The organism is Microbacterium terregens, assembly GCF_039534975.1.
Lineage (GTDB): Bacteria > Actinomycetota > Actinomycetes > Actinomycetales > Microbacteriaceae > Microbacterium > Microbacterium terregens.
Genome location: NZ_BAAAWH010000001.1, coordinates 2,519,317 through 2,540,011, shown reverse-complemented (window position 1 = coordinate 2,540,011; position 20,695 = coordinate 2,519,317). Strand labels below are relative to the sequence as shown.

24 protein-coding genes and 1 pseudogene are annotated in these 20,695 nt (G+C 68.8%); 19 read left to right on the top strand and 6 right to left on the bottom strand.

The genetic code is table 11. From position 1 onward, the window contains the following. Positions 1-84: 84 nt before the first annotated feature. The gene (locus tag ABD655_RS11770) at positions 85-633 is read left to right on the top strand and encodes an MOSC domain-containing protein (RefSeq protein ID WP_344714156.1); all 549 of its coding nucleotides are present in this window, start codon (positions 85-87) and stop codon (positions 631-633) included. Positions 634-648: 15 nt separating this feature from the next. On the opposite strand, the gene fbaA is transcribed toward ABD655_RS11770, so the two are convergent. Beyond that, the gene (gene fbaA, locus ABD655_RS11765) at positions 649-1,677 is read right to left on the bottom strand and encodes a class II fructose-bisphosphate aldolase (RefSeq protein WP_344714154.1); all 1,029 of its coding nucleotides are present in this window, start codon (positions 1,675-1,677) and stop codon (positions 649-651) included. A gap of 182 nt (positions 1,678-1,859) precedes the next feature. Between fbaA and glpX the strand changes: the two genes are divergently transcribed. Both glpX and ABD655_RS11755 read left to right on the top strand, forming a co-directional pair. Then, positions 1,860-2,849: a class II fructose-bisphosphatase gene (gene glpX / locus ABD655_RS11760; protein WP_344714153.1), complete on the top strand. Its 990-nt coding sequence runs from the start codon at positions 1,860-1,862 to the stop codon at positions 2,847-2,849. A gap of 197 nt (positions 2,850-3,046) precedes the next feature. Beyond that, the gene (locus ABD655_RS11755; RefSeq protein WP_257502382.1) at positions 3,047-3,256 is read left to right on the top strand and encodes a UDP-N-acetylmuramyl pentapeptide phosphotransferase; all 210 of its coding nucleotides are present in this window, start codon (positions 3,047-3,049) and stop codon (positions 3,254-3,256) included. Here ABD655_RS11755 and ABD655_RS11750 read toward each other — a convergent pair. Continuing rightward, the gene (locus ABD655_RS11750; protein ID WP_344714150.1) at positions 3,227-4,597 is read right to left on the bottom strand and encodes a DNA recombination protein RmuC; all 1,371 of its coding nucleotides are present in this window, start codon (positions 4,595-4,597) and stop codon (positions 3,227-3,229) included. The genes ABD655_RS11755 and ABD655_RS11750 overlap by 30 nt on opposite strands. Positions 4,598-4,650: 53 nt before the next feature. Between ABD655_RS11750 and ABD655_RS11745 the strand changes: the two genes are divergently transcribed. Beyond that, entirely contained in the window at positions 4,651-5,091 is a 441-nt protein-coding gene (locus ABD655_RS11745) for a helix-turn-helix transcriptional regulator (protein ID WP_344714148.1), read from the top strand. A gap of 10 nt (positions 5,092-5,101) precedes the next feature. Next, positions 5,102-5,512, top strand: coding sequence for a VOC family protein (locus ABD655_RS11740; protein ID WP_344714146.1), 411 nt, complete (start codon positions 5,102-5,104; stop codon positions 5,510-5,512). Positions 5,513-5,653: 141 nt separating this feature from the next. On the opposite strand, the gene ABD655_RS11735 is transcribed toward ABD655_RS11740, so the two are convergent. Then, the gene (locus tag ABD655_RS11735; protein WP_344714145.1) at positions 5,654-6,295 is read right to left on the bottom strand and encodes a 3'-5' exonuclease; all 642 of its coding nucleotides are present in this window, start codon (positions 6,293-6,295) and stop codon (positions 5,654-5,656) included. A 135-nt stretch (positions 6,296-6,430) separates the two neighbouring features. On the opposite strand from ABD655_RS11735, the gene ABD655_RS11730 reads away from it, so the two are divergent. The 10 genes and pseudogenes from ABD655_RS11730 to ABD655_RS11685 all read left to right on the top strand — a co-directional run bounded on the left by ABD655_RS11730 (position 6,431) and on the right by ABD655_RS11685 (position 15,547). Beyond that, on the top strand, positions 6,431-7,180 hold the full coding sequence (locus tag ABD655_RS11730) for a class I SAM-dependent methyltransferase (protein WP_344714143.1): 750 nt from the start codon (positions 6,431-6,433) through the stop codon (positions 7,178-7,180). Positions 7,181-7,225: 45 nt separating this feature from the next. Further along, positions 7,226-8,299, top strand: coding sequence for a redox-regulated ATPase YchF (ychF, locus tag ABD655_RS11725; RefSeq protein WP_344714141.1), 1,074 nt, complete (start codon positions 7,226-7,228; stop codon positions 8,297-8,299). Positions 8,300-8,413: 114 nt separating this feature from the next. Further along, positions 8,414-8,626, top strand: a complete 213-nt coding sequence (locus tag ABD655_RS11720) for a hypothetical protein (RefSeq protein WP_344714140.1) — start codon at positions 8,414-8,416, stop codon at positions 8,624-8,626. Next, positions 8,623-9,186 (top strand): alpha/beta fold hydrolase, encoded by a 564-nt coding sequence (locus ABD655_RS11715; RefSeq protein ID WP_344714138.1) that lies wholly within the window; start codon positions 8,623-8,625, stop codon positions 9,184-9,186. The genes ABD655_RS11720 and ABD655_RS11715 overlap by 4 nt, the downstream gene beginning before the upstream one ends. 84 nt (positions 9,187-9,270) lie before the next feature. After that, on the top strand, positions 9,271-10,920 hold the full coding sequence (locus tag ABD655_RS11710) for an ABC-F family ATP-binding cassette domain-containing protein (RefSeq protein WP_344714136.1): 1,650 nt from the start codon (positions 9,271-9,273) through the stop codon (positions 10,918-10,920). A 357-nt stretch (positions 10,921-11,277) separates the two neighbouring features. Then, positions 11,278-12,282: an AI-2E family transporter gene (locus tag ABD655_RS11705; protein ID WP_344714135.1), complete on the top strand. Its 1,005-nt coding sequence runs from the start codon at positions 11,278-11,280 to the stop codon at positions 12,280-12,282. 206 nt (positions 12,283-12,488) lie between these two features. Then, positions 12,489-12,893 carry a RidA family protein gene (locus ABD655_RS11700; protein ID WP_344714133.1) on the top strand — a complete coding sequence of 135 codons (405 nt, stop codon included), beginning with the start codon at positions 12,489-12,491 and terminating at the stop codon, positions 12,891-12,893. 151 nt (positions 12,894-13,044) lie between these two features. Next, positions 13,045-14,391, top strand: a complete 1,347-nt coding sequence (gdhA, locus tag ABD655_RS11695; RefSeq protein ID WP_344714132.1) for an NADP-specific glutamate dehydrogenase — start codon at positions 13,045-13,047, stop codon at positions 14,389-14,391. Continuing rightward, positions 14,390-14,530: pseudogene (locus ABD655_RS11690) on the top strand (metallophosphoesterase family protein); the annotation flags it as partial. The gene gdhA and the pseudogene ABD655_RS11690, both read left to right, overlap by 2 nt. A gap of 93 nt (positions 14,531-14,623) precedes the next feature. Next, a complete protein-coding gene (locus tag ABD655_RS11685) occupies positions 14,624-15,547 on the top strand; it encodes a S1C family serine protease (RefSeq protein ID WP_344714131.1) in 924 nt (307 codons plus the stop codon). A gap of 12 nt (positions 15,548-15,559) precedes the next feature. Here the strand turns inward: ABD655_RS11685 and ABD655_RS11680 are convergent, their stop codons facing one another. After that, a complete protein-coding gene (locus ABD655_RS11680; RefSeq protein ID WP_344714130.1) occupies positions 15,560-15,895 on the bottom strand; it encodes a hypothetical protein in 336 nt (111 codons plus the stop codon). Positions 15,896-16,030: 135 nt separating this feature from the next. Here ABD655_RS11680 and ABD655_RS11675 point away from each other — a divergent pair, with 135 nt between their 5' ends. The 3 genes from ABD655_RS11675 to ABD655_RS11665 all read left to right on the top strand — a co-directional run bounded on the left by ABD655_RS11675 (position 16,031) and on the right by ABD655_RS11665 (position 17,639). After that, complete coding sequence (locus ABD655_RS11675) at positions 16,031-16,879, top strand: Fpg/Nei family DNA glycosylase (RefSeq protein ID WP_344714129.1); 849 nt, start codon at positions 16,031-16,033, stop codon at positions 16,877-16,879. Positions 16,880-16,916: 37 nt separating this feature from the next. Next, the gene (locus ABD655_RS11670) at positions 16,917-17,042 is read left to right on the top strand and encodes a hypothetical protein (protein WP_344714128.1); all 126 of its coding nucleotides are present in this window, start codon (positions 16,917-16,919) and stop codon (positions 17,040-17,042) included. Between the two features lie 84 nt (positions 17,043-17,126). Further along, positions 17,127-17,639 carry a hypothetical protein gene (locus tag ABD655_RS11665; protein ID WP_344714127.1) on the top strand — a complete coding sequence of 171 codons (513 nt, stop codon included), beginning with the start codon at positions 17,127-17,129 and terminating at the stop codon, positions 17,637-17,639. A 21-nt stretch (positions 17,640-17,660) separates the two neighbouring features. On the opposite strand, the gene ABD655_RS11660 is transcribed toward ABD655_RS11665, so the two are convergent. Next, complete coding sequence (locus ABD655_RS11660; protein ID WP_344714126.1) at positions 17,661-18,239, bottom strand: carboxymuconolactone decarboxylase family protein; 579 nt, start codon at positions 18,237-18,239, stop codon at positions 17,661-17,663. A gap of 116 nt (positions 18,240-18,355) precedes the next feature. Beyond that, complete coding sequence (locus ABD655_RS11655) at positions 18,356-19,876, bottom strand: DHA2 family efflux MFS transporter permease subunit (RefSeq protein WP_344714124.1); 1,521 nt, start codon at positions 19,874-19,876, stop codon at positions 18,356-18,358. Between the two features lie 129 nt (positions 19,877-20,005). On the opposite strand from ABD655_RS11655, the gene ABD655_RS11650 reads away from it, so the two are divergent. Next, positions 20,006-20,647 carry a DUF1345 domain-containing protein gene (locus ABD655_RS11650; RefSeq protein WP_344714122.1) on the top strand — a complete coding sequence of 214 codons (642 nt, stop codon included), beginning with the start codon at positions 20,006-20,008 and terminating at the stop codon, positions 20,645-20,647. Positions 20,648-20,695: the final 48 nt, after the last annotated feature.

Genomic DNA, 20,695 nt, shown 5'->3' with positions numbered 1-20,695 from the left:
CTGCGGTTCCGCGAGGCCGCTTCTCGCGAGAAGTGACGGCGGAGCGCCGCATGCGGTGCGCGTCGGGTCGCCTAGGATGACCGGATGCCTCGCCTCGTCGCCGTCTGCGTCGTCCATCAGCTGCGTCCCGACCGGGGAAACGGGGTGACGGCGATCGACAAACGGCCCGTGGAAGGCCGCGTCCGGATCGGTCGCTACGGCGTGCGCGCCGACGTCCAAGCCGACCGCAAGCACCACGGCGGGCTCGACAAGGCCCTCTACGCGTACGCCCAGGAGGATGCCGCGTTCTGGGCGGGTGAGCTCGGCCGCGACCTTCCGTCCGGTTTCTTCGGTGAGAACCTGCGCACCGAAGGCATCGACGTGAACGCCGCCCGCATCGGCGAGGTATGGCGCATCGGCGACACCGTCACCGTCGAGGTGACCATGCCCCGAACGCCGTGCCAGACTTTCGCGCGCTGGGTCGGTGGAGACGACCAGCGCGGATGGGTCAAGCGGTTCTCGGCCGAGCGCCGCCTCGGTCCCTACCTGCGCGTGCTGCGCAACGGCTTCGTCCAGGCGGGCGACCCGATCGAGGTGGTATCCCGTCCCGACGGTGCGCCGGGCCTGCTCGACGAGTATCTCGACCCGGCGTAGACCGCGCGGTTCGGGTCAGCTCGTGGACTTGCCCGCGGAGCCGAGCTGCTGGGTGGACTGCACGACGCGCGCGGCCATCGCGGACTCCGCGACCTTGCCCCATGCGCGCGGGTCGTAGGCCTTCTTATTGCCGACCGAACCGTCGACCTTCAGGACGCCGTCGTAGTTGCCGAACATGTAGCCGGCGACCGCGCGAGTGAACGCGTACTGCGTGTCGGTGTCGATGTTCATCTTGATCACGCCGTTGGACACCGCGAGCGCGATCTCCGCGTCGCTGGATCCGCTGCCGCCGTGGAAGACGAGGTCCAGCGGCTTGGGGCCGGTGCCGAATTTGGCCGCGATCCCTTCCTGGATCTCGCCGAGCAGCTCAGGGCGGAGCTTGACGTTGCCGGGGGCGTAGACGCCGTGGACGTTGCCGAACGTGAGCGCGGCGATCCAGCGGCCCTGGTCGCCCAGGCCGAGTGCCTCGACGGCCTGGGTCACGTCAGCCACGGTCGTGTAGAGGGCGTCGTTGGAGCCCTCGTGCTGCACGCCGTCCTCCTCGCCGCCGACCACGCCGATCTCGACCTCGAGGATCGCGTGGATCGCCTTCATGCGGGGGAGCAGTTCCTTGGCGATCTCGACGTTCTCGGCCAGGGGCACCGCGGATCCATCCCACATGTGCGACTGGAAGATCGGGTTGCCGCCGTCGGCGACGACCTTCTCGGACTCGGCGATCAGGGGCAGAACGAAGTCCTCGAGCGCAGGTTTCGGGCAGTGATCGGTGTGCAGGGCCACCGTGATCGGATAGCTCTTGGCCGCCTCGTGCACGAACCGTGCGAACGCCAGCGCGCCCGTCGCGCGAGCCTTGACGCTTTGGCCGGCGAAGTAGTCGGCGCCACCCGTCGTCACCTGGATGATGCCGTCGGAGCCGGCTTCGGTCAGTCCCTGAAGAACCGCGTTCACGGTCTGCGAGCTCGAGACGTTGAACGCGGGGTAGGCGAATCCGCCGGCCTTCGCGCGGTCCAGCATCTCGGCATACTGCTCTGGGGTGGCGACGGGCATGACAGCTCCTTGCTCGTGTGCGGGGGTACCCCGTCACTCTATCGAAGCGTGTGTGGAGAACTGAGGGCCCGACCCCGGTCCCGGGGGGCGACCCATGCCAGGCGCGCAAGAATCGCGATTCCTTCGCGCCGCCGGGCCCCGCTGGCCCGGTCGGCGGGCGGCCCGCTGGTTAGGCTGAGAACATGGTGAGCCTTACCGCCGACATGAGTCCGCTGCATCCCGACCGAAACCTCGCGCTGGAGCTGGTGCGCGCCACCGAGGCGGCCGCGATCCGCGCTGTGCCGTTCATCGGACGAGGTGACAAATTGGCGGCGGATGGCGCGGCCGTCGATGCGATGCGCGCCTTCTTGACGACGGTGAACTTCGACGGGACGATCGTCATCGGCGAGGGCGAGAAGGACGAAGCGCCGATGCTGTTCAACGGCGAGAAGGTGGGCAACGGCCGCGGCCCGCAGTGCGACGTGGCGGTGGATCCGATCGACGGCACCTCGCTGACCGCCGCCGGCCGTCAGAACGCGCTTTCGGTGATCGCCGTGTCCGACCGGGGGACCATGCTGGACGCCTCGACGGTGTTCTACATGGACAAGCTGGTCACTGGGCCCGCCGGCGTCGGTGTGGTCGACATCCGGCTGCCGATCGGCGAGAACATCCGACTGCTGTCCAAGGCGCTCGGCAAGCCGGTGGATGAAATGGTCGTGTCGGTGCTGAACCGGCCGCGCCACGAGCAGCTGATCGCCGACATCCGCGCAGCCGGGGCAGGTACCCGCCTGATGTCCGATGGCGACGTCGCCGGCGGCATCAACGCCGCGCGTCACAACGCCCGCACCGACATGTGCGTGGGCGTCGGCGGCAGCCCCGAGGGAATCGTCACCGCCTGCGCGATCAAGGCGCTGGGCGGGCACATCCAGGGGATCCTCTGGCCGCGCGATGACGATGAGAAGCAGAAGGGCGCCGACCACGGTCTGAAGACCGACGGCTACGTGTACGAAGCGGATGAGCTCGTCACCGGTCGGAACACGATCTTCGTGGCCACCGGCGTCACCGACGGCCAGCTCGTCGCGGGCGTCAGTCGCGAGGGCGACTACGTCTACAGCGAGAGCGTCGTGCTGCGCGGTACCTCGGGCACTCTTCGCCGCATCGTCTCGGAGCATCTCACCTCGAAGTGGCTGTAGCTCCGGCATCCGCCTGATGAGCCGGCTGCCCGGGGCGCAGTCCGGCCGCCGGTTCCGAAGCGTGGGACAGACGTTCTGCGTGGGACCGCTGTTGCATATGTGACGCAGTCGTGATGCCGGTTGCGGACGATCTCTGGCAGAATCGAACAGGTGTCAACGAGGACGCATGCGTGTACTCAGACACTAGGGGGTTGACGATGTCAGCACAGGTTGGCGGTCCCAAGCCGCAGACAGGCGCCATCGCCGTCGTGGCGAACGCCACTGACCCGGCTCGGCGCCCCGACGTGCTGTTCCGCGTGCGTCGTGACGAGGACCATCAGGTCTCGGCATGGTGGATGGTCGGCGCCTTCGTGGCCGTGTCCGCTGCGGCGATCGCTCTATTGAGCTTCGTTCCCGGCGGCGCCTGATCCGACGCGGTCCGCGAAGGGCGCGATGCGTTCGCGCACTTCGCCGAGGTCGGCGCTGAGGTCAGCCGGCAGAAGTGTCTCATCGGATGCCGGTTCCCGAGCGTCTTCGGCATCCAGCGCGCCGTCCAGCAGTTCCGGCGCCCGGAGCCGTCGCGGTGACTTCTCGACGACGACCGGCGCACCCAGGGCGTCGAGTTTGGTCTGGTCGATGCCGGGGAAGCGCCGCGCGGTGACGAGCACCCGCGACTCGAGCGAGCCGGCGAAGCGGTTGTAGCTGTCCACGGTGCGCTCGATGGCACGACGCAGGTCGTCGGCGTGACCTGCGAGCTTGCCCAGGCGCTCGTACAGCTCGTTGCCGAGGACGAACAGCGCGCGAGCCTCCTGCGAGACGTCCTGCTGCGTCCAGGTGAACGCGACCGTCTTGAGCACGGCCCACAGGTTCACCGGGGAGGCCAGCGCCACGCGCTTGCCGAAGGCGTAATCCAGCAGCGAGGGATCCTCCTCCAGGGCGGCGGCCAGCAGCGACTCACTCGGCACGAAGCACACCACGAACTCGGGGCTGGAGGCCAGGCCCGCCCAGTACGCCTTCTTCGCCAGCGCATCCACGTGCCCGCGCAGCGCCTTCACGTGCTTGTCGAGCAGCAGCTTGCGCCGCGCGCCCTCCGCACCGACCGCCGTCAGCGGGATCGCGCTCGCCTCGAGGTAGGCATCGAGCGGCACTTTCGCATCGACGGCGATCGCCTTGTCACCGGGCAGACGGATGACCATGTCGGGGCGGCCGGCCCCGGCATCCGAGGTGATCGATGTCTGGGTGTCGAAATCGACGTATCGCGTGAGACCGGCAGCCTCGACCACCCGCCGCAGCTGCGTCTCGCCCCAGACTCCCCGCGTGCTGCCCGAGCGCAGGGCGCTGGCAAGCGACTCGGTCGTGGCGCGCAGCGCCTCGTCGGACTGCTGCGCGCGCCGCAGCTGCTCGGCCAGCGAGCCGAACTGGGCGTGGCGGTCGCGCTCGAGATCATCGACCTTCGTCTGCATCGACTGCAGCGTCTCGTGCACCGGCGCGAGCGCGCGCAGGACGGCCTGCTCGCGGCGCTCCCTCTCCTCTCGCGACGCCTGATCGGCGCGCGCCTGAGCGGCCAGCTCTCGATAAAGGAGGTGCTGGTGCTCGAGCTGGGCCTGCACCCCCTGCCGAGTGGCCTCGCTGGCCGCAATGCGGGCGCGCAGTTCTGCGGTGCCGTGGGCTGCGCGCGCGGCGACCCGGGCGCCGCCGGCGAACCAGCCCGCGAGCAGGCCCACGGCGAGGCATCCGATCACGAGGACGGAGACGGTGAGTGCATCCATGAGTTCAGGATGCCCCGGACATGCGACATCGGCGCGATGCTACCGTGGAAAACGTGACCCCACAGGAGATCGAGAACCTCGCTCACCTGCGCCGGGCGCGCGATCTGATCGACCGTGACTACGCCCGGCCGCTCGATGTGCCGACCATGGCGGCGAAGGCGCTGATGTCGCCCGCGCACTTCTCGCGCCAGTTCCGGGCCGCGTACGGAGAGACGCCCTACAGCTATCTGATGACCCGGCGGATCGAGCGCGCCATGGCCCTGTTGCGCGCGGGGACCAGCGTCACGGATGCGTGCATGGCCGTGGGCTGTACGTCGCTGGGTTCCTTCAGCTCGCGATTCGCCGAGATCGTCGGAATGACCCCTTCGGAGTACCGCAAGCGCGAGCACGATGCCGTACGGGCGATGCCCTCGTGCGTCGCGAAGTTGCACACGCGTCCGGTGCGGGACGCATCGAGCAGAATCGGAGAAGTGCGCGAGCACAGCGCGGCGTAGCGTCGCCGCCATGACAATCGCACTCCAATTCACCAACGTCACCGTCAACGATGTCGACGAGGCGATCGGCTTCTACCGGGACGCTCTCGGTCTCGATGTGCAGAACGATGTGTCCTCGGGGGGTCACCGCTGGGTGACCCTCGGGACGCCCGCACAGCCCGGCCTCGGCATCGTCCTGTCCGACCCCCACGCCGGCCGCTCCCAGGCTGATGGGGACACGATGCAGGAACTGCTCACCAAGGGCGTGCTGCCGATGCTCGTCTTCAACACCGACGACCTCGACGCGACGTTCGAGACCGTGCGGGCCGCCGGCGCGGAGGTGCTGCAGGAGCCGATGGACATGGGCTGGGGTCAGCGGGACTGCGCGTTCCGCGATCCGTCCGGGAACATGGTCCGCATCGCGCAGGCCGCGGCGGCCTGACCCGTCCGGGCCGTGTGCACAACGTCGCCGATACCATCGCGGCGCGCGCCCGGCTCCCCGCAATAGCGGGGATCCGCTCCGGCGGGTGTGTCGGATCGGCGACGTTGTGCACGCGGCGCCGTCGGACCGAACCCCCGGGCGTCAGGCGACGGTTGCGAACAGCTCGGGCGCCAGCGTCGGCTGCGCCTCGGCAACCGCCTCGGGCACCGGCTCGGGCATGAAGATCTGTGACGTGCGGACTCCCGCCGCGTCGGCCAGCGCAGCGATGTCCTCGGCGTCGACGCGACGGGCGGCGTCGATCATGATGTGCGCGCACGCGAGCGCGTCCGCGGTCGCATCGTGATGCGGGAAGTCGATGAACCCGGCGGCCGCGGCCACCGAGGGCAGGCGGTAGGAATCGAGGTCGTAGAGCTTGCGCGCGACCTGCAGGCTGCAGACGTAGCGGTACGGCGGGTAGACGTCACCGGTCGCCTCGCAGGCACGACGGAGCACCATCATGTCGAAGCCCGCGTTGTGCGCGACCAGCACGTCCGCGCCGGCGAACGCGGCGAGATCGTCGAGCTGCTCGCTCCAGGTCTTCGCGTCCACGACGTCCTCGGCGCGAAGTCCGTGGATGCGCGTGTTGAGCTCGAAGAAGCGATCATGCCCCGGCGGTGGCTGGATCAGCCATCCGGCGGTGGCGACCACAACGCCGTCTCGGACCCTGGCCAGGCCGACCGCGCACGCGGACGCATTGCTGGAGTTCGCCGTTTCGAAGTCGATTGCGGTGAAGTCCAAGGGCACGCGTCCAGCGTCGCCGCGGGCGGCCGCCGCGGGACGCAGGCGCGCCGGGGAGGCGCGGATGGGCCGGGGACCCGGGAATACGGCTGTGTGTCCCGACGGCAGAGATCCGGGGGGACCCGCGTTAGGGTGCTGCACATGGCCAGCAACGAAGAGATGTCGACCTCCTTCGGATCCGCCGCCGGGACGTACGAGTCCGGTCGCCCCGACTACCCCATCCAGGCCGTGGATTGGATGCTGCAGCCCGTCGTCGGCGGTGAGCGCAGCATTCGGGTCGCCGATGTCGGCGCCGGCACCGGCAAGCTGACCCGGTCGGTGGTCGAGCTCGGCGCCGAGGTCGTGGCCATCGATCCCGATCCGAAGATGCTCGCCGTCCTGCGCGAGCACGTGCATGGGGTGCCGACGTTCGTGGGCACGGCCGAGAGACTCCCGCTGCCCGACGCGAGCCTTGATGCCGTGCTGCTCGGCCAGGCGTGGCACTGGGTCGAACCGGCGGCCGGCTCAGCCGAAGCGGCGCGGGTACTGCGATCCGGGGGACTGCTCGGCCTGATCTGGAACGTCCGCGATGATTCCGTGGAATGGGTGCGCCGTATGACCGGGATCATGCACGGCAGCCGCGCCGAGCAGATGCTCGCGCAGGGCGACCCTCCCGTGGCGGCACCCTTCGGTCCGGTCGAGAGCGCCTCCTGGCGATGGTCCCGCGCGATGACGCGGGAGTCGCTGCTGGCGATGGCCCGCTCGCGCAGCTACATCATCACCGCGAGCCCCGAGGAGCGCACCCGCATCGAGGCGGGCCTGCTTCTCCTGTTCGACGAACTCGGCGCCGTGGGCGATGCAGTGATCCAGCTTCCCTACGTCACGCGCGCGTATCGGTCGATCCGGCCGTAACGCAGCGCCGGGCTCCCGGACCGCCTCAACGTAGACTGGACTCCCGTGGCTCTCACTATCGGCATCGTCGGCCTGCCCAACGTCGGCAAGTCCACCCTGTTCAACGCGCTGACCAAGAACGACGTGCTCGCGGCGAACTATCCCTTCGCGACGATCGAGCCCAACATCGGTGTCGTGAGCCTCCCGGACCCGCGTCTGGAGAAGCTGGCCGAGGTCTTCGGGTCCGAGCGGATCCTCCCTGCGACGGTCTCGTTCGTCGACATCGCCGGCATCGTCCGCGGCGCGAGCGAGGGGGAGGGGCTCGGTAACCAGTTCCTCGCGAACATCCGCGAGGCGGATGCGATCGCACAGGTCGTGCGCGGGTTCACCGACGACGACGTCGTGCACGTCGACGGCGGCGTGAACCCGCAGAACGACCTCGAGACCATCAACGCCGAGCTCATGCTGGCCGACCTGCAGACCCTCGAGCGGGCGATTCCGAGGATCGAGAAGGAGGTCAAGGGCAAGAAGTCCGAGCCGGCCGTCCTCGACGCGGCGATGGCTGCCAAGGACGCGCTGGAGCGCGGCATCCTGCTCTCGCACTCCGGACTGGATCTCGCGCCGATCAAGGAGCTGGGGCTGCTGACCGCGAAGCCGTACATCTACGTCTTCAACGTCGATGAGGCGGTGCTGACGGATGCCGCGGCCAAGGCCGCCCTCGAGGCACTGGTCGCGCCCGCCCACGCCGTCTTCCTCGATGCGAAGATCGAGTCCGAGCTGATCGACCTCGACCCGGAGGACGCTGCGGAGCTGCTCGCCTCGACGGGTCAGGAGGAGTCCGGCTTGATTCAGCTCGCGCGCATCGGTTTCGACACGCTGGGCCTGCAGACCTACCTGACGGCGGGTCCGAAGGAAGCGCGCGCCTGGACGGTCGGCAAGGGCTGGAAGGCCCCGCAGGCCGCCGGCGTCATCCACACGGACTTCGAGAAGGGCTTCATCAAGGCGGAGGTGATCTCGTTCGCTGACCTGGTGGACGCCGGGTCCGTCGTCGAGGCCCGTTCTCGCGGCAAGGCCCGTCTGGAGGGCAAGGACTACACCATGCAGGACGGCGACGTCGTCGAGTTCAGGTTCAGCTCCTAACCGGAGGACGCGCGCTCCGCGGCCCGCGATGCGGGGGCCGAAGCCGCTGCCATCGAGGCCCCGTGCCACCCGACGGCGGCCCTGTCCGCCACAGACGAAGAAGGACGGTTGTGCATGGAGATGGGTTCGCTGGACGGCTGGGTGTCGTCGGTTCTCTCCGGTATCGCGATCCTGATCGGAATCGTGCTGGCTGTGTCAGGAATGTCCTGGCGCCCCGGATCGCTCGCCGAAGCCGGATCCTGGTCGCTGGAGCACACGTCGGATAGGTTCCAGGATGCGCTGATGTCCGTTCTGCGCGAGTGGGATGATCTGAGGAGCCGACGGTGACCCGACTTGAGACGTTCGACCCCGACGATCGCGCCATCCCCTATCTCGATCAGGGCGATGGGCCTGCACTGGTGCTGCTCTCGGAGCGCGGAGCCGACGGGGGCGGGCTCGGCACGCTCACGAGCATCCTCGTGGAGACAGGCTTCCGCATCGTGCGCATCGGATTCCGCGGTGCAGCCGACGATGTGACGCTGCAGGATCTCGCGCAGGACGTGCTCGATGTGCTCGACCACCTCGAGATCCGCGACACGTGGATCGGCGGACACGCGTTCGGGGGAACGGTGGCGCGCACGCTGGCCCTCGCGCACCCCGACCGCGCAAACGGGGTGCTTCTGCTCGGCGTCGAGGTCGCGCAGATCCCCGTGCCGCAGCACATGCCCGTGCTGGTCGTCCAGGGAGCGGGCGACGAGATCACACCGGCAGCGAACGGTCTGCAGCTCCAGGCATCCGCGCCCGGACTGGTGAGCGTGACACTGCTCGAGGGCGCCGGACACATGTTCCCGGTTACGCATGCCGGGCAGACCGCCGAGATCATCGAGGAATACCTCGACTGGGACTGAACGCCGATCACCCGTGTTCCGGCCCGATCGGCACCCACGCCCTCGACGCGGGAGCGACGCTACGCAGGATGACAGGATCGATCGATGACCGCGACACTCGTCGCCCGGAACCTGGCCGGAGGGTACGGTCACCGCACCCTCTTCGACTCGCTCGACGTGACCGTCGCCCCGGGTGATGTCCTGGGCGTCGTCGGAGCGAACGGCGCCGGCAAGTCCACGCTGCTCCGGCTCCTCGCCGGCATCGACGAGGCACAGGCCGGCACCATCGCACTCGCGCCCACCGACGCGTTCGTCGGCTGGCTGCCTCAGGAGCACGAACGGGTCACCGGCGAAACCGTCGCCGAACACATCGCCCGCCGCACGGGTTGCACCGAGGCGACCAGGGACATGGATGCCGCAGCATCCGCCCTCGCCGAACCTGCACCTCCCGACGGGATCGACCCCGGCGATGCCTACTCGTCCGCCCTGGACCGGTGGCTCGCCTCCGGCGCCGCCGACCTCGAGGAGCGGCTGCCGGTCGTCCTCGCCGATCTCGGGCTCGAACTGAGCACTGACGCACTGATGACCTCGCTCTCCGGTGGCCAGGTCGCCCGCGTCGGATTGGCCGCGCTGCTGCTTTCCCGGTTCGACATCGTTCTGCTGGACGAACCGACCAACGACCTCGACCTCGACGGTCTCGAACGGCTGGAAGCCTTCGTACGCGGTCTTCGGGGCGGAGTGGTGCTCATCAGCCACGACCGTGAGTTCCTCGCACGGTGCGTGACGCGCGTGCTGGAACTCGATCTCGCGCAGGCGTCAAACCGCGTGTACGGCGGCGGCTATGACGCGTACATGGAGGAGCGCGCCACGATCCGCCGGCACCAGCGCGAGCAGTATGACGAGTTCGCCGGCAAGAAGGCCGACCTCGTCTCGCGGGCGAGAACTCAGCGGGAGTGGTCGAGCCAGGGTGTGCGCAACGCGATGAAGAAGGCGCCGGACAACGACAAGATCCGCCGCAAGGCCGCCACGGAATCGAGCGAGAAGCAGGCGCAGAAGGTGCGCCAGATGGAGAGTCGGATCGCGCGACTCGACGAGGTCGAGGAACCGCGCAAGGAGTGGCAGCTCGAGTTCAGCATCGGCTCCGCACCCCGATCCAGTTCGGTGGTCTCGACGCTCAGCTCCGCGACGTACCAGCAGGGTTCCTTCACTCTCGGCCCGGTGTCACTGCAGGTGAACGCGGGAGAGCGCATCGGCGTCACCGGGCCGAACGGTGCGGGCAAATCGACGCTGTTGCGCGCCCTGCTCGGCAGGCAGCTCCCGGACGAGGGAACCGCGAGCATCGGCGCGAGCGTCCAGATCGGGGAGATCGACCAGGCGCGTTCCGTGCTGGCCGGCGCGCAGGTCCTCGCGGCGGCGTTCGAGGAGCAGACGCCCGACCTGGGACCGGGTGACGTGCGCACGCTGCTGGCCAAATTCGGGCTCAAGGCCGACCATGTGAATCGACCGGTGGATGAGCTGTCGCCGGGGGAGCGAACCCGGGCCGGGCTGGCTCTCCTGCAGGCGCGGGGCGTCAATGTGCTCGTGCTCGACGAGCCCACCAACCACCTCGACCTGCCCGCGATCGAGCAGCTCGAGCAAGCGCTCGCGTCCTACGACGGGACGCTGCTGCTGGTGACCCACGACCGCCGGATGCTCGCCACGGTGCAGACCGACCGGAGATGGCACGTCGATGGCGGGGTGGTGACCGAGCTGTAGCGCTGAGCCCTGCAGGTCGGCGGAGTTCATTGGATCTGCGTGATGAGCGCGTGTTTCTGGCACCGTATGTTGATGCCGTCATCCGTAGCGGATCACGGCATCCGACGAGGGAGCAATCCCCGTCCGTCCGTTCGCGACGCGGCCACGAGCGGGCGGAATCGCGTGGAGCCGCGAGATCGAGAGCGGCGCGTGGACACCACCAGCGGAGCGGAATCCCCTGACCCCGGCGACGCCGCGGAGATCCCTCTGTCGCCGCCGCCTGAGCCGCCGGAGGCGCCTACGCCGCCGATCGTCCGAACCGTTCGCGCGGGCTTGGACCATCCGGTTCGAACGCCGTTCGTCGCGACGCTGGCCGTGATGGCAGCGATCGTCCTGGGGATTGCGATCGGATCGTTGGCCTTGATCCTGGTCTGCGTGGTGCTGGCGATCTTCATCGCACTCGGGCTGAACCCGGTCGTTCTGGCGCTGGAGCGGCGCGGCATCCCGCGCGGCTGGGGGATCGCGATCGTGTTCGCGGTGTATCTGCTGCTGGTGATCGTGTTCGTCCTCTGGGTGCTGCCCGCGGTCATCACCCAGATCTTCGAGTTCGCACAATCGGTTCCGGCCGGCTTGGAGGAGTTCGCGCAGTCCGCCTGGGTGCAGAGCCTCGACCCGGCTGTCGCGGCGTTCCTCGACGACGCCCTCGACAGCGTTGCCGCGTTCCTGTCCGATCCGCAGAGCCTCGCGGTGCTGTTCGGTGGCGTCCTCGGCTTCGCCGCCGACACCGTCAGCGCGATCTCGTCCGGCATCATCGTCGTGGTCCTCACGCTGTACTTCCTCGGATCGTTGACGGCGATGAAGCAGACCCTCTACCGCCTGACCGCGGCGCACTCGCGGCACACGGTCGAGAGTCTCGCGGAGCAGATCACGGGTTCGATCGGCAGTTTCGTGCTCGGTGCGGTGGTCCTCGCGGGTGCCAATGCAGCCGTCGTCGTCCTGCTGCACATGGTGCTGGGCCTGCCGTACCCGGCGCTGATGGGCGTGATCGCTTTCGTGGTGACCCTCGTGCCTGTCATCGGATCCGTTCTGTTCTGGGTGATCGGCACCGTGCTCGCCCTGTTCACCAGTCCCACCGCCGCACTCCTGTTCGCGATCCTGTACCTGGTCTACATCCAGATCGAGGCGTACGTCGTGACCCCGAGGGTGATGTCACGCGCGACCGCGATCCCCGGCGTGCTGGTCATCCTGGGCGCCCTCATCGGCGGAACACTCTTGGGATTCCTCGGGGCACTTGTCGCGATTCCGATCACGGCAGCGATCCTGCTGGTCGTGCGAGAAGTGGCGATGCCGTTGCAGGATGCGAAGACCCGGCCGACGAATTAGAGCCGTCGCTTCCGCCGCCGCGCGTGCGCACAGATCGGCTGCCTTCCCGTCAGAAAATCCGCGCGCGAATAGGATCGGATGCCGGCGAGTGTCGCAGAAGGGCACCAGGATCCGCGGCCCAGGGAAGTACGCATCAGCGCGCACCCGCGGGGTCACCAGCACCGTCCCGTTTCAACGTCCGACCTTGTCGGCAGAAGGATCTCTCCGTGACTGAACACACCGGTCCGTTTCGCGCGGATGCCCTCGGGCCGAGCACGTACGCGCACGGGACCGTCCTCCCACCCGGCGGTCGGATGATCCTGCTCGCAGGGACATCGCCGCTGGACGCGACCGGTGCTCTCGTGGCTCCGGGCGACGTCGCCGAGCAGATGCGGGTCACGGTCGAGAACGCCCGCGCCGCCCTGCGGCACGTCGGGGCGGACATCGGCGCCATCGTCCGAGCGCGCATCTACGTGGCGTCCTCCGAACGAACAGACCTGTTCGCGGCCTGGCAGGCCTTCACCGCCATCTTCGACGGTAGCGAGTTTCCGAGCACCCTGGTGGGCGTGACGGTGCTGGCGTACCCGGATCAGATGGTCGAAGTCGAGTTCGACGCCCTCGTCCCGGCGTAGTCGACACCCGCGGGAACGCGACCTGCACGCACCGTGAGGGGCGGCACGAGCAGCTGCCGGGGTGGCCCGATGCGGTGTCGGAGGCCAGTGCGCGATAGCGTCGACGATGGTGTGCGCGAGATTCGAGCGTCCGCCGGAATGGAGATCTGCTGTGGCTGTGCTCGACGACCGTCTTGTTTCCGTGTTCGATGAGGTCGTCGGCAGGAATCAGGGAGAGACGGAATTCCATCAGGCCGTCCGTGAGGTGCTGGAGAGTCTCGGACCCGTCGTGGCCAAGCACCCGGACTACGCCGACTCCGAGGTGATACGCCGGCTCTGCGAGCCCGAGCGTCAGATCATCTTCCGTGTGCCGTGGGTCGATGACAGCGGCCGCGCCCAGCTGAACCGCGGTTTCCGTGTGGAATTCAACTCGGCGCTCGGACCCTTCAAGGGCGGATTGCGGTTCCACCCGACCGTGTACCTCGGCATCGTGAAGTTCCTGGGCTTCGAGCAGATCTTCAAGAACGCACTCACCGCACTGCCGATCGGTGGCGCGAAAGGCGGCTCCGACTTCGATCCGAAGGGGCGGTCCGACGCCGAGGTCATGCGCTTCTGCCAGTCGTTCATGATGGAGCTGTATCGGCACCTGGGCGAGTACACCGACGTGCCCGCGGGGGACATCGGCGTGGGGGGCCGCGAGATCGGCTACCTGTTCGGCCAGTACAAGCGCATCACCAACCGCTACGAGTCCGGCGTGTTCACCGGCAAAGGTCTGACCTGGGGTGGTTCGCAGGTGCGGACCGAGGCCACCGGCTACGGCCTGGCGTTCTTCGTCGACGAGATGCTCCGGGCCGAGGGCGGCTCGTTCGAGGGCAAACGGGTCGTCGTCTCCGGCTCCGGGAACGTCGCCATCTACGCCATCGAGAAGGTGCGCCAGCTCGGTGGACTTGTGATCGCGTGCTCGGACTCTTCGGGATACGTCGTGGACGAGGACGGCATCGACCTGGACCTGCTGAAAGAGATCAAGACGGCGCAGCGTGGACGGGTCACCGACTATGCGGCCCGCCGGAACCGCGCGGTGTTCAGCGCGACGGGATCGATCTGGGACGTGCCGTGCGACATCGCGCTGCCGTGCGCGACGCAGAACGAGCTGGACGAGTCCGCGGCGCTGACCCTGGCACGCAACGGCTGCGTCATCGTCGCGGAGGGCGCCAACATGCCCTCGACGCCCGCGGCGATCCGCGTGTTCGCGGAGTCGGGCGTGCGCTTCGCGCCCGGCAAGGCTGCGAACGCGGGTGGTGTTGCCACCAGCGCGCTGGAGATGCAGCAGAACGCGTCTCGTGATTCCTGGACCTTCGAGTACACCGAGCGGCGCCTCGCGGAGATCATGCGGTCCATCCACGACCGGTGCCTGCACACCGCCGACGAGTACGGCAACCCCGGCAATTACGTCGCGGGCGCGAACATCACCGGGTTCACCCGGGTCGCCGACGCGATGCTCGCCCTCGGCATCGTGTAGCCGGCGCGGCATCGGGGGCGTCCGCTTCGCAGTCATCCACGTGACCGGCGACGCGCAGCGGCGGGACGCACGAACGGATGCCGCGTTTCCCGACGCTGACGTGCTGGTCTTCGGCCACAGCCGCATCCCGTGGGACACGCGGCTCTGACCCGCGGCGGGGCGTCGGATGCTGTCACCGTGCGCTCTGCGCGAACGCGGCCATGCGGCGTCCGCGCGGTGCTGGAATGGTCGCATGGACCAGGACGACGCCCTTGACGCGTACTCCTCCGCGGTGGTGCGGATCGCAGAGACCCTCCTGCCCTCCGTCGCCGCTGTCTCCGTCCGCACGGCCCGCGGCGAGGGTGCCGGGAGCGCCTCGGTGATCTCCACGGACTCGCACCTGCTGACCAGCGCGCACGTCGTCGCCGGCGCCGACCGCGCGGAGGTGGCCTTCTCGGACGGGTCGGTGCTCCCCGCGCGCGTCGTGGGCAGCGACCCGCTGTCCGACCTCGCCGTGCTCCGCGCGGACGGCGAGGTCCCGCCCCCGGTGCCATGGGGCGATGCCTCCACGCTCCGTGTCGGACAGCTCGTGGTCGCGCTCGGCAACCCGCTGGGGCTGGCGGGCAGCGTCACGGCGGGCATCGTGTCGGCGCTCGGGCGCTCCCTGCCGACGCGCGCGGGGCGGGTGGTCGACGAGGTGATTCAGACCGACGCCTCGCTCAATCCCGGCAACAGCGGCGGTGTTCTCGCCGACAGCGCCGGACGCATGGTGGGCGTCAGCACGGCAGTCGCCGGGATCGGGCTGGGACTGGCCGTTCCGATCAACGCCACCACGCGCGAGATCATCGACGCGCTCATCGCCCGCGGCAGGGTCCGGCGGGCGTGGCTCGGCGTGGCGGGCGCGGAGATCAATCTGACACCCGAGCTCGCGGCGAGGATCGGTTCCCGCACCGGAATGCAGGTCGCCTCCGTGGTCGCCAACAGTCCAGCGGCCACGGCCGGTGCCCGGCCCGGCGACATCGTGATCTCCGTCGACGGCACACCGGTGACCAGCGCCACCGGCATCCAGCGCCTCATGGTCGAGCACGCGATCGGTCGTCGCATCGAGATGACCGTATGGCGCAACGGCGCTCTCGTGGACATCGTCGTCGAGCCCGAGGAACTCCGCGTCTCCTGAGCGGCCGTCCGGCTACGACGCGTCGTGATCGAACGGGATCTGCGTGGGGGGCGCCTCCGGCGAGAACGTCACGGAAGTCTGCAGATTGCGCGTGCGTCGTTTCAGGTCCGCGACGACCTCGCCATCGGCGTCCACATCGCGGACGTCTTGCGCCGGGGTGAGATAGAGCTGGCTGGCCGGACCGAGCAGGAACTCGGCCTTTTCCACGCGACCGTCGGCGACGACGACCGGAACGACCACCACGTCGGCGGTCTTCGCGTCGGCCAGCGCACGGGCGTACTCGACGAGTGCGTCGCCTACTTGGTCGGCGACCAGCACCGAGTCTCCCGTGTAGTGCAGACGCAGCATCCTTCCATGGTGGTCGGTGGCCGTCATGGAGCCAAGGGGTTGTCTTGCGAAGCGCGCAGGCCTAACCTCCGCACGCACAGCCGACCGGTCAGGTGCGGATCGAGCGCAGGTCGGGTCCCGTGGAATCATGGGCCCATGCCGGAGTCACCCGAGGTCCAGGAGCTGACGTCGTTCCTGCGCGCACATACGAACGGACGCGTGATCCGGACCGCCGACGTGCTCCTGCCCAAGGCGCTGAAGACGCAGCATCCCGCGCCCGCCGATCTGGCCGGCCGTCGCATCACCGATGTGACCCGGCTCGGCAAGATGATCGATATCGCGACCGCCGACGAGGTTGGAGGCATGCTGCACGTGATCGTGCACTTCGGCCACGACGGCTGGGTCCTGTGGCACGACCTGGCGCCAGAGGGCCTCAAGCGCGCGGGGGATGCGACGCTGATGGCTCGTTTTCGGCTCGAGGACGGATCCGGCTTCGATCTGACCGACGCCGGGCAGTGGAAAGCGCTGACGGTGCACATCGTCCCGCTGGTCACCGATGTGCCGGCCGTGGCGAAGCTCGGCCTCGACCCGCTTTCCGGCGACTTCGACGAGGTGCGGTTCGCGAGCGTGCTGGCCGGACGGAAGAAGCAGATCAAAGCGCTGCTCCAGGACCAGACGGCGTTCGCGGGCATCGGCAATGCGTATTCGGACGAGATCCTGCACGCCGCGAAGATCTCGCCGCTGACCCACGCGGCCGGCCTGAGCACCGCCGAGGTCGCACGTCTGGCCGAGCAGACCCATCAGATCCTCGCGAACGCGACCGAAGCGCGGCGCGGGATCGCACCCTCGGAGCTCCGCGCCGCCAAGCATGCGGCCCTGCAGGTCCACCGCAGGACCGGTGCGATCTGCCCGGTCTGCGGAGATCAGATCCGCGAGCTCACGTTCTCGGGGGCCGCGGCGCAGTACTGCCCGACGTGCCAGACCGGCGGAGTCGCGCTGTCGTGATGCGCCGGCCGGGCAGCGGCCCGACTACGATGAGGCCATGACCACTTCGCAGCAGCCCGCCGCCGTCACCCTCGAGCCCATCGCCGAGGACAAGAACCTCCTTACGGTGGCCGAAGCCGGCGGCTCCTGCTGCGGCGGCTCGGCCTGCGGTACGGCCAACTGACGCGCACCCCGCGACACCGCGCGCCGACGAAACCCCGCCCGCAGGACAGCATCCCCGTCTGACACTCTGTAAGGGGAGGCGGGGATGAGCGACGAAGAGCTACTGGGCACGAGCCCGCGTGTCTCCCGCATCCTCATGTCGGAAGAGGCCGTCTACGGGCTCATCCTCGTGTCCGGCATGATCGTCGTCAGCTACAACCTGACGGGCACATCGTTGAGTGCGCTGGTAACTGTCGTCGTGACGGTGCTGGTCTTCTTCGCCGCGCACGTCTACGCCGGTACGCTCGCGCGGCTCGCCGTGACCGAGGGGAAGGCCGGCCTGCGGCAGAGCCTGGCTGCTGCCGCCCGCCATTCTCTGGGGATGCTGGTGATCTCGCTTGCGCCGATCGCCGTGCTCCTGCTCGGGGTCACCCGGGTCGTCGACGATGACGTGGCGGTCTGGACCGCTCTGATCGTGGATACGGTCGCACTCGGGCTGTTGGGTTGGCTTGCGGTCCGGAAGTGGACGCGCCACTTCTGGCTGCGGCTGGCGAGCGCGCTCACCACCGCCGCATTCGGGCTCGTGATCGTGGTGCTGAAGGCGTTCATCCACCACTGATCGTCGCCGGGGCCGCAGCGCTCAGCTGGGCACCGGGGACAGGAGCGCGGTCGCCAGCCGAGGACTCAGGCCGGGCACGTCCTGCACCGGCACCGCCAGGGCGCGCAGCGCGCGGCTGAGGTAGTTGCGCGCGGCCGCGGCCAGTGCGATGTCGACGATCTGACGGTCGGTGAACCCGTGGTCGCGAAGGACCTGCGAATCGGCATCCGTCATCGACGCCACATCGGTCGAGATCTTCGCGGCGAAGCGCATGACCGCGACGTCCGCCTCGTCCAGGCCGGCCGATTCGAAATCGATCGCGACCCGTTCGAGCTGATCCTCTTCCAGCGCCTCCGCGCGAAGCGCCTTGCGGCCGTGCGCGAGCAGGCAATGCGGCGACGGAATTCCCCGCGCCGCGGCGAGGGTCGCCAACTCGTACGTGCGCACTCCGATCGAGGGCACGATCGCGTTGATCAGCGACTCGAACGCGGAGTGGGCGTCGGGATTGATGGCCATCGCCTGCGTCACGCTCGAAACGAAGCCATCCTCTCGCAGGTCTGCTTCGTACATCTCGGCAACAGGGCCGACGGCGCCGGCGACGGCGGGCGGGTGAACGATCACAGCCGGGGTTCCTCCTCACGTGCCTGCCGGCCAAGCCGGGGCAACGCTCAGCATGGCATGCGGGCGGCGCTCAGACGAGAGTGAATCCGCCGATCCGGCCCGCGACGTCGGAGCGGTCAGTGGATGCCGAGGGGAGCGGACGGCGCGTCGACGGGCTTGCGGATCAGGAAGGCTCCCACGATGAGCGGCAGCGAGGCGAGCGCCGCGATCGTGAACGCTGCCTGCGCCCCTGCCGCGCCCGCGGCGGCTTCAGACGCGCCCGCGGCGATCGACGACGCGCTCACGCCCGACATGATCGTGATCATCAGCGCGATGCCCGCGGCGCCCCCGACCTGCTGGACCGTGCTCAGCACGGCGGAGCCGTACGAGTAGAAGCGCGGCTGCAGCGAGGCCAGAGACGCCGTGAACAGAGGCGTCAACGACAGCGCGAGCCCGGTGGACAGTGCCGTGTGGCCGAGCGCGATCATCCACACCGGGGTGAATTCGTTGAACGTCGTGAAGGTCCAGAGCATGACGACGGACAGGAGTGAGCCGGGGACCAGCAGAACCCGGGTGCCCAACCGGTCGTAGATCCGGCCGATCAGCGGAGCGGCAAGCCCCATCGCGAGCGCACCGGGCAGCACGATCAGACCGGTGTCCAGGGCGGTGACCTTGAGGACCGTCTGCAGGTAGAGCGGCACGACGGTCAGCGTTCCGAAGAAGGCGAGCGAGAGCAGCGCCATCTGCACGATCGACAACGAGAAGTTCAGCGACCGGAAGACACGCAGATCGAGCAGGGCGCGATCGGTGCGCTGCAGCAGCAGCTGACGCCAGACGAACAGCCCGAGTGCGACGGCCCCGATGCTGAACGATGCGATCAGCGTCGTGGTCGAGAGGGCGTCGGCCGCAGCGGCGGCGGCAGCACCGCCTGCGCTCGCGGCCGGCCCGCCGATCTGGCTGAGACCGAAGACGAGGCCGCCGAACCCGAGGGCCGACAGGATGATCGACGGCACGTCGATCGCGACACGCGTCGGCTCACCCAGGTTGTGGATCCAGAGCGCTCCGACGCCGAGGGCGACCAGTGCGATGGGCAGCACGATGCCGAAGATCCATCGCCAGCCGACGGTATCCAGAAGCAGGCCCGACAGGGTCGGACCGATGGCGGGGGCGAGCGACATGACCACGCTGACGCGACCCATCATCCGCCCGCGCGAGTGCGCGGGGACCAGAGTCATCAGGGTCGTCATCAGGAGCGGCATCATGATCGCCGTACCCGATGCCTGAACCACCCGCCCCACCAGGAGCAGGGGGAATCCCGGAGACACGAACGCGACCAGCGTGCCGAGGGAGAACAGGCTCATCGCGGTGATGAAGACGGCGCGCGTGGTGAATCGCTGCAGCAGGAATCCCGAGATCGGGATGACGATGGCCATCGTCAGCATGAACGCTGTGGTCAGCCACTGCGCAGCGACGGCGGTGATCCCGAGGTCGCTGATGAGGTGGGGAATCGCCACCCCCATCGTCATCTCGTTGAGGATCGCGACGAAGGCGGCCCCGAGCAGGAGCCAGATGATCCGGCTGTCCGCGCGGCTGAGAACCCCGCCGGTCGGCGGTACGCGGACGCCCTCGGTGCGTGCAGAGATATCGGTGGCGGCCATGGGGAGGTCTCCTCGAGGACGGACGTGCAGGACAGCCATCCATCGGCGGGTCACACGAAACAGGGCGAACTCTCAACCTAACTGGCCCGTCGGGCGCCGCATTCCCGCGCGGCGTGAAAACATGCGGTTATGCCACGCCGTCTCAGCCGAGTGACCCTGTACGCGCGACTGCTCGTCGGGGCCGTGGTGGGAGTGGCGGTCGGGGCGATCACGACACCCTTTCTGGGCATCGCGGCAGGCCTGCTGGCGGGCTGGGCCGCCCTGTGCGTCGTCGGGGTCGCCTGGCTGCTGCTGACGGTCTGGCCGATGGATGCCGTCCAGACGCGCCGACATGCGACCACGGAGGATCCCGGTCGCCCTCTCGCGAGGGCGATCGCGGTACTCGGCAGCGTTGCGAGCCTGGGGGCGGTCGCCGTCGTGCTCCTGGAGACTCGGAACACGTCGCAGTTCGAGTCGTTCCTCCTGGCCGGTATCAGCGTCCTCAGCGTCGCGTCGTCGTGGGCCCTGATCCAGGTGGACTACATGCTGCGGCTCGCGAACGTGTACTACCGCGAGCCGGTCGGCGGGATCAGCTTCAACCAGGCCGAGGATCCGATGTACACCGACTTCATCTATGTCGCCGTCGGGCTGGGCATGACGTACCAGATCGCCGATACGAATCTGAGCACGAGCGAGATGCGCCGCATCGTCATCGGCCAGACCCTGCTCGCCTACCTGTTCGGAGCGGTCATCCTCGCCACGGTGATCAACCTCGTGACCGGGCTCGGGTGAACATCCCGCCCTCGCCCGTGCACCCGTGCGTAGGCTTGCAGGCGTGAG